Source organism: Streptomyces sp. GbtcB7 (genome assembly GCF_019091445.1).
GTDB lineage: Bacteria > Actinomycetota > Actinomycetes > Streptomycetales > Streptomycetaceae > Streptomyces > Streptomyces mirabilis.
On record NZ_JAGXJM010000013.1, the window covers coordinates 236,895 to 249,804 of the forward strand.

A 12,910-nucleotide genomic window follows, 5' to 3' on the forward strand; every position below is an offset into this window, starting at 1 on the left:
GTCCCTCGCCCCCGCCGCCCCTACCCGTCCCATCCCCAGGGGCTCCGCCCCCTCGCCCCCGCCAGGGGCGCTGCGCCCCCTGGACCCCCGCATCGGCCCGAACGGCCTCGTCCTCAAACGCCGGACGGGCTGAAAGATGCGCGCCAGCGCACTCAAGGGGCGCGGGGAACTGCGCGCCCAGCCACCACCGGGCCCGCAGTGATCCACCGGACCCGGCCCCCACCCGCCCGCAGTGACCCACCCATCCAGCCCCACCACCCCCACCAAACCCACGTCACCCCCGCGCAATCCGCCGCAGCACATCCGGCCGCACGATCACCAGCGCCCGGCGCCCCGTCATCACGACCCCCCGTTCCCGCAGGTCCTTCAGCAGGCGTTGGACCATCTCCCGGGAGGCCCCCACCGACCCGGCGAGTTCCTGTTTGCTCAGGGGGACGGAGAGTTCGATGCCCTGGTCGGTGCGCCGCCCGTGGGTGCGGGCCAGGTCCAGCAGCAGGATCGCGAAGCGCTCCCGCACGCTGAGGGAGGCGAATTCCAGGCGGCGCCGATCGGCCGCCCGGGTGCGATCGGAGGTGAGGCCGAGGAGGGCGAAGGAGACGGCGGGGGAGCGGGCGAGGAATTCCGTGAACCGGCCGCGTTCGACCGCGACCGTACGGACCGGCTCCAGGGCCGTCACGGTGGCCGACCGAGGGCGCCCGGTGAGCGCCGCGGACTCCCCGATGATGTCGCCGGGGCCGCGCAGCGCGAGCAGCGCCTCGTAGCCGTTGGAGGCGGCCGCGGTCACCTTCGTCCAGCCGTGCGTGACGAACAGGACGTGCGAGGACGGCTCACTCTGGTGCAGGAGCACCATCCGGGGCGCGTACGAGAGCTCGTGCCCGAGAGCGAGCAGCGCCGAGCGGTCCTCGCTCTCCAGCCGGGCCAGGAACGGCACCCGGTCGTCGAGCCCCCCGTCGCCGGGTAAGCCCGACGAATCCCACGAACCAGGTAAGTCCGATGAGCCCGATGACCCGGATGACCCGGATGACCCGGATGAGTCCGGTGCGTGTGCTGCCGTCATGGTCCCCCCGATCGCCGCAGCCGACCGATCAAGGTACTGAAGGGCACACGGCGGTGGACAGAGATTGCGCGGTACCGTCGGGGATCGGAAACTTTTGGGGACGAGCGCCCCGGGAATGCGCTAAGGCCGGCCCAACAACCACCCTGCGGCCGCCCCGCAACGGCTCCGCGACCGCCCCACCACCGGCACACGACCGCCCGTCCCCGACTCGCGTCCCACCTGCGGCAGCACCGCGCTGACGTGGCAAGAAGTCCGGCGTGTCGCCCTGGACAGCATTTGTTTTGACCGAAGTCCTTGCGGTAGGTACGCTCAGACCTTGTGCCTGGGGTGTGCCCTGGCTCGCGTGCGTGCCTTCAAACCGCAAGGCGAGCCGTAACCGGCCACCGTAATCTGCGCCCTTTTCGCCTCGCGGCGGGAGTCTGCAGCATTCGACACACCCGACCGCGTGGGTCGGAGATGTTCCAGGTTAGCTTCACCATTCGGCACACAGAAACCGGAGAAGTAGTGCCTACGATCCAGCAGCTGGTCCGGAAGGGCCGGCAGGACAAGGTCGAGAAGAACAAGACGCCCGCACTCGAGGGTTCGCCCCAGCGTCGCGGCGTCTGCACGCGTGTGTTCACGACCACCCCGAAGAAGCCGAACTCGGCCCTGCGTAAGGTCGCGCGTGTGCGTCTGACCAGCGGGATCGAGGTCACCGCTTACATTCCGGGTGAGGGACACAACCTGCAGGAGCACTCCATCGTGCTCGTGCGCGGCGGCCGTGTGAAGGACCTGCCGGGTGTTCGCTACAAGATCATCCGTGGTTCGCTCGACACCCAGGGTGTCAAGAACCGCAAGCAGGCCCGCAGCCGCTACGGCGCCAAGAAGGAGAAGTAGAAATGCCTCGTAAGGGCCCCGCCCCGAAGCGCCCGGTCATCATCGACCCGGTCTACGGTTCCCCTCTGGTGACCTCCCTCATCAACAAGGTGCTGCTGAACGGCAAGCGCTCCACCGCCGAGCGCATCGTCTACGGCGCCATGGAGGGTCTGCGTGAGAAGACGGGCAACGACCCGATCATCACGCTGAAGCGCGCGCTGGAGAACATCAAGCCGACCCTCGAGGTCAAGTCCCGCCGTGTCGGTGGTGCGACGTACCAGGTTCCGATCGAGGTCAAGCCCGGTCGTGCCAACACGCTCGCGCTGCGCTGGCTCGTCGGTTACTCCCGCGCCCGTCGCGAGAAGACCATGACCGAGCGTCTGCTCAACGAGCTTCTCGACGCCTCCAACGGCCTTGGTGCCGCTGTGAAGAAGCGCGAGGACACCCACAAGATGGCCGAGTCCAACAAGGCCTTCGCGCACTACCGCTGGTAGTCGCTACCCCCATCGAGACCGAGAGAAGACCGAAGCCTTATGGCTACCACTTCACTTGACCTGGCCAGGGTCCGCAACATCGGGATCATGGCCCACATCGACGCGGGCAAGACGACCACCACCGAGCGGATCCTCTTCTACACCGGCGTCAGCTACAAGATCGGTGAGGTCCACGACGGCGCCGCCACCATGGACTGGATGGAGCAGGAGCAGGAGCGTGGCATCACGATCACCTCTGCTGCCACCACCTGTCACTGGCCGCTCGAGGACAACGACTACACGATCAACATCATCGACACCCCGGGGCACGTCGACTTCACGGTCGAGGTGGAGCGCTCGCTGCGCGTCCTCGACGGTGCCGTCACGGTGTTCGACGGTGTCGCCGGTGTGGAGCCGCAGTCCGAGACGGTGTGGCGTCAGGCCGACCGTTACGGCGTGCCGCGCATCTGCTTCGTCAACAAGCTCGACCGGACCGGCGCGGAGTTCCACCGCTGCGTCGACATGATCAAGGACCGCCTCGGTGCGGTGCCGCTGATCATGCAGCTTCCGATCGGTGCCGAGATGGACTTCAAGGGCGTTGTGGACCTGGTCCGCATGAAGGCGCTCGTGTGGTCCGCCGAGGCCGCCAAGGGCGAGATGTACGACGTCGTCGACATCCCGGCCACGCACACCGAGGCTGCCGAGGAGTACCGCGGCAAGCTCGTCGAGGCCGTCGCGGAGAACGACGACGAGATCATGGAGCTGTTCCTGGAGGGCCAGGAGCCCACCGAGGAGCAGCTGTACGCCGCGATCCGTCGTGTCACCATCGCGTCCGGCAAGTCCAAGGGCGTCACGGTCACCCCGGTGTTCTGTGGCACCGCGTTCAAGAACAAGGGCGTTCAGCCCCTGCTCGACGCGGTCGTGCGCTACCTGCCGACTCCGCTTGACGTCGAGGCCATCGAGGGCCACGACGTGAAGGACCCGGAGCTGGTCGTCAAGCGCAAGCCGTCCGACGACGAGCCGCTCTCCGCCCTCGCGTTCAAGATCATGAGCGACCCGCACCTGGGCAAGCTCACCTTCGTCCGGGTCTACTCGGGCCGCTTGGAGTCCGGCAGCGCCGTGCTGAACTCCGTCAAGGGCAAGAAGGAGCGCATCGGCAAGATCTACCGCATGCACGCGAACAAGCGTGAGGAGATCGAGTCGGTGGGCGCCGGTGACATCGTCGCCGTCATGGGCCTGAAGCAGACCACCACCGGTGAGACGCTGGCCGACGACAAGAACCCGGTCATCCTGGAGTCCATGGACTTCCCGGCGCCGGTCATTCAGGTCGCCATCGAGCCCAAGTCCAAGGGTGACCAGGAGAAGCTGGGTGTCGCCATCCAGCGCCTCGCGGAGGAGGACCCCTCCTTCCAGGTTCACTCGGACGAGGAGACCGGCCAGACCATCATCGGTGGTATGGGCGAGCTGCACCTCGAGGTGCTGGTCGACCGTATGCGCCGTGAGTTCAAGGTCGAGGCCAACGTCGGTAAGCCGCAGGTCGCGTACCGTGAGACGATCCGCAAGGCCGTCGAGCGTCACGACTACACGCACAAGAAGCAGACCGGTGGTACCGGTCAGTTCGCCAAGGTGCAGATCGCGATCGAGCCGATCGAGGGCGGCGACGCCTCGTACGAGTTCGTGAACAAGGTCACCGGTGGCCGCATCCCGAAGGAGTACATCCCTTCGGTCGACGCGGGTGCGCAGGAGGCCATGCAGTTCGGCATCCTGGCCGGCTACGAGATGACGGGCGTCCGCGTCATTCTTCTCGACGGTGGCTACCACGAGGTCGACTCCTCCGAACTCGCGTTCAAGATCGCCGGTTCGCAGGCCTTCAAGGAGGCCGCGCGCAAGGCCAGCCCCGTGCTGCTCGAGCCGATGATGGCCGTCGAGGTCACCACGCCCGAGGACTACATGGGTGAGGTCATCGGCGACATCAACTCCCGCCGTGGTCAGATCCAGGCCATGGAGGAGCGGGCCGGTGCCCGCGTCGTGAAGGGCCTCGTGCCCCTCTCGGAGATGTTCGGCTACGTCGGCGACCTCCGCAGCAAGACCTCGGGTCGCGCAAGCTACTCGATGCAGTTCGACTCCTACGCCGAGGTTCCCCGGAACGTCGCCGAGGAGATCATCGCGAAGGCCAAGGGCGAGTAACACACCCCGTTTACACGCTTTAGGCTTGACACCGACCGCCGGGGCTTCGAACCGGCAAGGGGACGAGAGATCGTCCCCCGGGGGAGAACCCCGGCGGGCGGCATCCCAGCAAAGATCACCTGGCGCCGATGAGTAAGGCGTACCAGAACCACTCCACAGGAGGACCCAGTGGCGAAGGCGAAGTTCGAGCGGACTAAGCCGCACGTCAACATCGGCACCATCGGTCACATCGACCACGGTAAGACGACCCTCACGGCCGCCATTACCAAGGTGCTGCACGACGCGTACCCGGACCTGAACGAGGCCTCGGCCTTCGACCAGATCGACAAGGCTCCTGAGGAGCGCCAGCGCGGTATCACCATCTCCATCGCGCACGTCGAGTACCAGACCGAGACGCGTCACTACGCCCACGTCGACTGCCCCGGTCACGCGGACTACATCAAGAACATGATCACGGGTGCGGCGCAGATGGACGGCGCCATCCTCGTGGTCGCCGCCACCGACGGCCCGATGCCGCAGACCAAGGAGCACGTGCTCCTGGCCCGCCAGGTCGGCGTTCCCTACATCGTCGTCGCCCTGAACAAGGCCGACATGGTGGACGACGAGGAGATCCTGGAGCTCGTCGAGCTCGAGGTTCGCGAGCTGCTCTCCGAGTACGAGTTCCCGGGCGACGACCTGCCGGTCGTCAAGGTCTCGGCGCTCAAGGCCCTTGAGGGCGACAAGGAGTGGGGCCAGACCGTCCTCGACCTGATGCAGGCCGTCGACGAGAACATCCCGCAGCCCGAGCGTGACGTCGACAAGCCGTTCCTGATGCCGATCGAGGACGTCTTCACGATCACCGGTCGTGGCACCGTCGTCACCGGTCGTATCGAGCGTGGTGTCCTCAAGGTCAACGAGACCGTCGACATCGTGGGCATCAAGCAGGAGAAGACCACCACCACGGTCACCGGCATCGAGATGTTCCGCAAGCTGCTCGACGAGGGCCAGGCCGGTGAGAACGTCGGTCTGCTCCTCCGTGGCATCAAGCGCGAGGACGTCGAGCGCGGCCAGGTCATCATCAAGCCCGGTTCGGTCACGCCGCACACCGAGTTCGAGGCCCAGGCCTACATCCTGTCCAAGGACGAGGGTGGCCGCCACACGCCGTTCTTCAACAACTACCGTCCGCAGTTCTACTTCCGTACGACGGACGTGACCGGCGTTGTGACCCTCCCCGAGGGCACCGAGATGGTCATGCCGGGCGACAACACTGAGATGACCGTTTCGCTCATCCAGCCCGTCGCCATGGAGGAGGGCCTGAAGTTCGCCATCCGTGAGGGTGGCCGGACCGTGGGCGCCGGCCAGGTCATCAAGATCAACAAGTAAGTCCTTGTTGGCTTGACAGCCTGGTAGCTCCTCGCGAGCTCCTTGAAGGGGCCCGTACGACTTCGGTCGTACGGGCCCCTTTGCCATGCCCATCGCGCACACTGCGTGCGTGGATTCCAATGACCTGGGCGCGGTGGGACGTCGGCCGCTGCCGACGAAGCCGGTTCTTCCGGACGTGGCGGCGGCGCATCGGCGTGGCCCGGCCGATGCCGTGGAGGCGCGGTGGCGGTAGCCGGCGCCGGCGTGGCAGTGGCGTCGCGAGCGGCAGGAGGCCTCCGCCCAGGGGTGGGCTACCCGGGCATCGTGCACCTCATCGAGGCGGCCCGCGCGGAACGGACACTGTGGCAGCTGTATCCGTACACCGGCCACTTCGCCCTGCATCTGAGCAGCTGCACCCGGTACCCGTACGCGCTGCGGGTGCCGAGCGTCCTGCCTCGGCACGACGGGCGCTTCCAGGTCTTCGTGCCCCGCGCCGGGACCCTCCTCGGCGAGACCGACACGGCGGAAGCGGCCGTCGCCCTGGTCGTGGCCCACCTTCCGGCGGGACTCGGCCCGGCCGTGGCCGGCACCGCCGACGATCTTTGCCGATGACGGTCTCCGTAACCCGTTGGCGGCCTTCGTATGCCGATGACGGCCTTCGTAAGCCGATGACGGCCTCCGTGAGCGTGATGACGGCCTCCGAAAGTATTCGACGCCGACGACCCATTCCCCCCGCGTGACCCTCCCTCCACTATTTGTCATGCCGCTGAGCAAATTCGTACGCCGTCGGAACGAGGGGTGAGGCATGTCTGGAGACGTCAGTCGCAGAACCGTTCTCGGTGCCGGGCTCGGTGCGGGGCTCGCGGCGTGGCCGGGCCTGTCGGGAGTGGCGTGGGCGGACGCTGGGCAGCCGCGGCCCACCGACCCCGGCGCGTACATCTCCTTCACCGGTGGAGCGTTCTCGCTGGTGGGCGCGCCGGTCGTGGTCTCCCCGGAGGACCACCCCGGAGTCGTACGGGTGGCGGGCGACCTCCGTGACGACCTCGAACGGGTGACGGACGTACGGCCCGGTGACGGGATGGCCCGGGAGGTCGTGCTCGTCGGGACGATCGGGCGCAGCCCGCTGATCGACGGACTGATCGCCACCGGGAAGCTGGATGTCACGGGGGTGCGGGGACGGTGGGAGACCTCCCTGCAGACCGTGGTGGAGCGGCCGATGCCCGGCGTCGACCGGGCCTTCGTCATCACGGGCAGCGACCCCCGCGGCACGATCTTCGGCGCGTACGACGTCTCGTACGGCATCGGCGTCTCGCCCTGGTACTGGTGGGACGACGTACGCCCGGTCCACCGCGACGCGCTCCACGTGCTGCCGGGGCGGCACACACAGGGCACCCCCGCGGTGAAGTACCGCGGGATCTTCATCAACGACGAGAACCCGGCCCTCGGCACCTGGGCCCCCGCCTACTTCGGGCCCGGCAGGGCGCCCGGCCACGAGGGCGGCTTCAACGCCGACTTCTACGCGAAGGTCTTCGAGGTGCTGCTCCGCCTGAAGGCGAACTACCTGTGGCCTGCGGTGTGGGGCCGCGCCTTCGCCGAGGACGATCCGCGCAACCACGCCCGCGCCAAGGAGTACGGGATTGTCATGGGCACGTCTCATGAGGCGCCCATGATGCGGGGCATCGAGGAGTGGAACCGGCACGCGGTACCCGCCGTGCGCGACAGCGCCGGAACCGTCGTCACGCCCGGCCATGACCCGTACGGCGGTACGGGGGAGTGGTCGTTCCGCCGCAACGCCGACGCGCTCAAGGAGTACTGGCGCGACGGCATCCGCCGGATGGCCGACCAGGACTTCGAGGGCGTCGTCACCCTCGGGATGCGCGGGAACGGCGACACCAGCCTGCCTGACGGCGACGGCGTCGAGCTGATGCGGGAGATCATCCACGCGCAGCGGACGATCATCGCCGAGGTGACGGGCCGCGACCCGGCCACGGTCCCCCAGGTGTGGACGCTCTACAAGGAGGTCCAGCGGTACTGGGACCGCGGGCTGCGGGCTCCGGACGACGTCACCGTCGTACTGACGGACGACAACTGGGGCAACATCCGCAAGCACCCCGACCCGGCCGAACCCGCGCGGCCCGGCGGCTACGGCCTCTACTACCACTTCGACTACGTGGGCGCGGGCCGCAACTACAAGTGGGTCGACACGGCCAACCTGCCCAACCTCTGGGACCAGCTCCACCAGGCGCACGCGTACGGCAACCACGGGCTGTGGGTGACGAACGTCGGCGACCTCAAGGGCAACGAGCTGCCGACCGAGTTCTTCCTCGACTACGCCTGGAATCCCGGCCGTTGGGACGAGCCTGCCGCGCTCGGCGAGTGGGAGAGGCGGTACGCGCGGCAGAACTTCGGCGCGCAGGACGCGGCGGCGATCGCGGACGTACTGGCGACGTACGGACAACTCCAGTCGCGCCGCAAGCCGGAACTCCTCAACCGCCGGATCACCCTCGACCCGGCATCGGGCGCGGTGGTGTACGACGACCAGGCAACCCCCTTCTACGGCCGCGAACTCGAGCAGGTCACGCAGGAGTGGCGGACGCTCGCGGCGCGGGCCGGGCACATCGCGCTACGGCTCCCGGACTCGGCGCGGGACGCGTGGTTCGAGCTCGTCGGCTACGAGGTCGAGGCGACGGCCAACCTGTACGAGCTGCGGGAGGCCGAGTTCACGAACCTGCTCTACGCCGCCCAGGGCCGGGCGGCGACGAACGACCTGGCCGCGGCGGCGGAGGCGGCCCTGGAACGGGACTTCGCGCTCGCCGCACGCTTCAACCACGGCGTCGCGGGCGGCAAATGGGCGGGCTTCCAGACGCAGCCGCACATCGACTACGGCGATGTGGCGCGCTACGGCCCGAACGCGAGTTGGCAGCAGCCGGAGCTGAACAACGTGGCACTGCCGGACGTTCTGTTCCCCGCGGTGCGCCGCATCGAACTGCCGCCGGGCGCCGAGCTGGGGGTGGCGGTCGACGGTTCCCCGGGCGCGGAGGCGGTGCTGAGCCCGTACCGGACGGGTCCGGCGCCGTACATCGAGGTGTTCAACCGGGGCCGGGACGCCTTCGACTACCGGATCGAGGCCTCGGAGCCGTGGATCACCGTGGACCGTCCGCGCGGGAGAGTCCGGGACCAGGCGCGGGCGGTGGTGAAGGCGGACTGGTCGCGGGCGCCGCACGGCCGTACACAGGCCCGGATCACGGTGAGCGGTGCGGGAGCCTCGGTGGTCGTGCCGGTGATCGCCGAGCACCCGGCCGGCCGCGGGCTGCGGGGATTCGTCGAGGCGGGCGGGTATGTGGCGATGGACGCGGAGCACTGCGTACGGGCGGTGGGCGCCTGGCGGCGGGTCGACCGGGTCGGCCGCACCGGGGCGGGCATGACGCCGTACCCCGTGACGGCCCCGCGCCGGACGCCGGGCGGCCCGGCCTCCCCCCGCCTGGAGTACGAGGTGAGCCTGTTGAGCGCCGGCACGGTGACCGTGTGGGCGTACCTGTCCCCGCGCAACCCGGCCCTCCCGACGGGCGGCCTGCGCTACGCGCTCTCCTTCGACGACGCGCCGCCGCGGACGGTCGACATCCACGCGGCCACGGGAGCCGACGACGGCCTGATGAACAGCCAGTGGGCCCGCAACACCTCGGACAACGTGAACGTGACGTCGACGAGGCATGAGGTTGCCGCTCCCGGGGTGCACCGCCTGAAGTTCTGGATGGTCGACCCGACGGTGGTGCTGCAACGGCTGGTGATCGACACGGGTGGACTCGGGCGGACGTACCTGGGCCCGCCGGAGAGTCACCGTGTGGACCGGGGTGTCACCAGGTGACCGGCAAGGCCACCGGACCGCGGATCATCGTGCGCTGCCGGAAGGGGACCTGATCGGCGGGCACGGCGAGGCGCAGCCCGGGCAGACGTTCGAGCAGGGTGTCGATCAGCAGCTCGATCTGCATACGGGAGAAGACGGCGCCCGTGCAGAAGTGCGGTCCGTTGCCGAACGACACATGGGCGCCCGCGTCCCGGTCGAAGTCGATCCGGTCGGGGTCGGGGAAGACGTCCGGGTCGCGGTTGGCGGCCAGGTAGGAGACATAGACGGCGTCGCCCGCGCTGACGAGGGTGCCGTGGATGTCGACGTCCCGCGTGGCGATGCGGGGCAGACCGACGGCGGCGCGGTGCGGGATGTGACGCAGGAGTTCCTCGATGCCCGCCGGGCGGGAGGCGGGGTCGTCGCGGAAGCGTTGCAGCAGGTCGGGCCGGGTGAGGAGGAGGTAGAACATCTGGCCACTGTTGTTGGTGACAGCCTCGCCGCCGATCTGGAGCGGCCCGGCGACACTGATCGCCTCCTCCAGGCCGAGCTCGCCCCGCCGCACGGCACCACCGAGCAGCGACAGCACGTCCTCGCTGTCACCGTCGCTCTCGCTGTCGCGGCGCTCGCGGACGGCCTCCCCGATCCACCCGAAGAGCCCCTTCTTGGCCTGCTCGGAGGCCTCGGCGCCGCCCGCCGTGCTGATGATCTCCCGTGTCCAGTCGTGCAACTTCTGCCGCTCGTCGACGGGTACGCCCATGACCTCGCAGACGACGTTGATCGGGAAGGGTTCGAGGACCCGCTCGACCAGGTCCGCCGGGGGGCCGTCCGCCACCAGACCGTCCACCAGGGCGTCGAGCATCTCCTGGGCACGGGGGCGCAGGCGCTTCACGGCGCTCACGGTGTAGGCGGCCGAGACGGCGTTCCGGAGCCGGTTGTGGTCGGGCTGATCGGCCCAGGCCAGGGCCCCGGGGCGCGGCGCGAAGTGCGGCGCCAGTCGCGTGACCTGCCGGACGGAGGCCTCCCGCCGGCTGAACCGGGGATCGTTCGTGATCATCTTCACGTCGTCGTAGCGCGTCGCCAGCCACGCCCAGCCCTCCCCGTACGGCAGCCGGATCCGCGTCAGCGGCCCCTCCCGCATCAGCTCCGCGAGCACCGGCTCGAACTCGGTGGCGTTCAGCTCACCGGCGGGCCAGTCCCGAACAGGGGGAAGAGGCTGCTCGGGCCGCTCGGCGAGTGTGCCGGTCTCTTCTGCCATGCGTTCAGCATCGTCGGGCGGGGGTGGGGTGTCGCGCGGGAGTGCTCCAGGCGGAGCAGCGGAATGCCGTCGTTGTCGCGGTCCGGCTTACTCGTTCGGGTACCGGGGCAGGTCCGCGGTAGAGATCGTCCCTTCGGCGATGGTGACGTCTTCGCCGTGCAACGGATGGTCCCGCACCTTGCTCACCCAGTCGTTGTCCGGGTTCGAGCGGGAAACGATCTCGGTGGCGGCGATGATCGTACGAGGGCCGAAGGACCCGTCTCCCTCCATGTCCGCCTCGGCGATCAGCATGACGTCGGGGTGGCGCAGGATGCCCTCGGGCAGGTCCTCCACGTCCGGGGTGCCCGTGTGAGCCACGCACTCGGTCGGCATGACTTTCTCGAGGCGTCTTCGGATGTGTGCTGCGGTCGTCAGAAGCCCAGGCTTTCTCTTCCACCCTGGTGAGGAAGTTGGCGGGAGCGGTGCGGGCGGCTTCTTCCGCACCGAAGGCGTACTCCCACTTCCAGCTCAACCGCGCACTGCCTTCATGGCGTCGTCCAGGACGGTGCTCAGCTCCCGCAGGGCTTCCTGGGCGGTGACGGGGTCCTCATGCTCCAGTTTGCTCTGCGCGTGTGGCGAAGGCTTCGTCCTTCGTGGCCTGCGTCTCCTCCAGGCGGCCCGGTGCAACGGTGGCGAGAGCGGCGCGGAGTGCGTCCGGGTTCTGCTCGGGACGGGGGATCAGCTCGTGTCCGTGGTCGGCCAGTGTGCTCATGGTGTCCTCCAGGAGTGCCCCGGCCAGGGTATCCGGCTGGGGCACTGGTGAGGGCGAGTCCTGCGTCGCCGCAGCGGCGGACTCCAATGCAGGAACCTCACGTCCAAGGAGCCGGCGGTGCTGCCGCAGGACCTCCTTCGGGCCGCAGTCGACGGGGGCGGGGGCGGCAAGGATCGGCATATTCATGCTGGGCGGCCTCCGTCGTGTGAGCATCGACATTCGCGGCAGCGGCCGGGGCCGGGCGAGCGGAAGGCGCGGTCGCAGCCCTCGCAGTTCTGGAGCGGATGCCGTACGTCCGGGGGCGGCGCGGGCACGCGGAACGGTGGCGGAGGCGGCAGTTGCGCGGCGAGTCGATGGGCAAGAAGGGCGGCTGGGCGGCGTAGATCCTCCCGTGGCAGGTCCGCGGTCAGCGCACGTTGTACGGCGCTGGGGGTGAGATCGCGTTCCAGCCAGGCGGCGACTCCGGGGGCCAGGTGCTCCGTGTCGGTGACGGAGAAGAGCAGGCGGGGGTCGTGGCGGCGGAGGTCGGCGAGGAGGTCGGTGGCGGCCCGGAGGAGGGTGGGGGAGGAGTGCGCGGGTTGGGGCACGGTGGGGAGGCGCTTGCGGGGCGGGCGTTCGGCTGGGTCCGGGCGTCGGGCGGTCCTGCTGCGGGTGTCGGCCGGCGTTCCGTGGTGTCCGGGCTGGTTGCAGGAGATCGTGCGGGTGACGATGCGGCCGCCGGGGGTGCGTTCGCGGGTGCGGCGGAGGTAGCCGTGGGTTTCGAGTTCGCGCAGGGCGGCGGCGATCCGGGTGGGGCCTTCGGGGAAGCGGGCGGCGAGGGTCTTGATGCCGACGCGGGCGCCGGTGGGGAGCGACTGGATGTAGACGGCGAGCCCGATCGCGAGTCCTGAGAGCTCCGGGTGCTGGGCGAGGTGGTTGCCGATCACCGTGAAGCGGGTGGTGTGGCGGGTGTTGTCGTGGATGACGCCGACGGGGCGGGCGTGTGGCTGCCGCGCGTGTTGGTGGGGGTGGTTTTTGCCCGCGATACGGGACTGGGCGCGCGGGGGCGCGCTAGGGTTTTCGGTATCCATCGGGAAGCTCCTACTTCCTCGGTGGTCAGGCCCTCGCACTGGGATTGCCGTCCCGGCGGGGGCCGTCGCATGTCTGC

12 protein-coding genes are annotated in these 12,910 nt (G+C 69.1%); 7 read left to right on the forward strand and 5 right to left on the reverse strand.

Annotated features, from left to right (window positions below; translation table 11 throughout):
- Positions 1-274: 274 nt before the first annotated feature.
- Positions 275-931, reverse strand: coding sequence for a Crp/Fnr family transcriptional regulator (locus tag KVT44_RS22810; protein WP_229888957.1), 657 nt, complete (start codon positions 929-931; stop codon positions 275-277).
- Positions 932-1,561: 630 nt separating this feature from the next.
- Between KVT44_RS22810 and rpsL the strand changes: the two genes are divergently transcribed.
- From rpsL to KVT44_RS22840, 7 genes are all read left to right on the forward strand, one after another.
- Positions 1,562-1,933: a 30S ribosomal protein S12 gene (gene rpsL / locus KVT44_RS22815; RefSeq protein ID WP_003948652.1), complete on the forward strand. Its 372-nt coding sequence runs from the start codon at positions 1,562-1,564 to the stop codon at positions 1,931-1,933.
- 2 nt (positions 1,934-1,935) lie between these two features.
- Entirely contained in the window at positions 1,936-2,406 is a 471-nt protein-coding gene (gene rpsG, locus KVT44_RS22820; RefSeq protein ID WP_003992340.1) for a 30S ribosomal protein S7, read from the forward strand.
- Positions 2,407-2,445: 39 nt separating this feature from the next.
- Positions 2,446-4,572 (forward strand): elongation factor G, encoded by a 2,127-nt coding sequence (gene fusA, locus KVT44_RS22825; protein ID WP_060900338.1) that lies wholly within the window; start codon positions 2,446-2,448, stop codon positions 4,570-4,572.
- A gap of 168 nt (positions 4,573-4,740) precedes the next feature.
- Positions 4,741-5,934 (forward strand): elongation factor Tu, encoded by a 1,194-nt coding sequence (gene tuf / locus KVT44_RS22830; protein WP_060900339.1) that lies wholly within the window; start codon positions 4,741-4,743, stop codon positions 5,932-5,934.
- Between the two features lie 109 nt (positions 5,935-6,043).
- A complete protein-coding gene (locus tag KVT44_RS60070) occupies positions 6,044-6,166 on the forward strand; it encodes a hypothetical protein (protein WP_302832085.1) in 123 nt (40 codons plus the stop codon).
- A 53-nt stretch (positions 6,167-6,219) separates the two neighbouring features.
- Positions 6,220-6,525, forward strand: coding sequence for a DUF6193 family natural product biosynthesis protein (locus KVT44_RS22835; protein WP_217568315.1), 306 nt, complete (start codon positions 6,220-6,222; stop codon positions 6,523-6,525).
- A 193-nt stretch (positions 6,526-6,718) separates the two neighbouring features.
- A complete protein-coding gene (locus KVT44_RS22840; protein WP_217568316.1) occupies positions 6,719-9,778 on the forward strand; it encodes a glycosyl hydrolase 115 family protein in 3,060 nt (1,019 codons plus the stop codon).
- On the opposite strand, the gene KVT44_RS22845 is transcribed toward KVT44_RS22840, so the two are convergent.
- The 4 genes from KVT44_RS22845 to KVT44_RS22860 form a co-directional block, all read right to left on the reverse strand.
- Positions 9,768-11,012 carry a cytochrome P450 gene (locus KVT44_RS22845; protein ID WP_190169942.1) on the reverse strand — a complete coding sequence of 415 codons (1,245 nt, stop codon included), beginning with the start codon at positions 11,010-11,012 and terminating at the stop codon, positions 9,768-9,770. The genes KVT44_RS22840 and KVT44_RS22845 overlap by 11 nt on opposite strands.
- Positions 11,013-11,099: 87 nt before the next feature.
- Positions 11,100-11,495, reverse strand: a complete 396-nt coding sequence (locus tag KVT44_RS22850) for a hypothetical protein (protein WP_308314077.1) — start codon at positions 11,493-11,495, stop codon at positions 11,100-11,102.
- A gap of 103 nt (positions 11,496-11,598) precedes the next feature.
- Positions 11,599-11,763 carry a hypothetical protein gene (locus KVT44_RS22855; protein WP_254649717.1) on the reverse strand — a complete coding sequence of 55 codons (165 nt, stop codon included), beginning with the start codon at positions 11,761-11,763 and terminating at the stop codon, positions 11,599-11,601.
- 182 nt (positions 11,764-11,945) lie between these two features.
- The gene (locus KVT44_RS22860; RefSeq protein WP_217568317.1) at positions 11,946-12,833 is read right to left on the reverse strand and encodes a helix-turn-helix domain-containing protein; all 888 of its coding nucleotides are present in this window, start codon (positions 12,831-12,833) and stop codon (positions 11,946-11,948) included.
- Between the last annotated feature and the right edge of the window lie 77 nt (positions 12,834-12,910).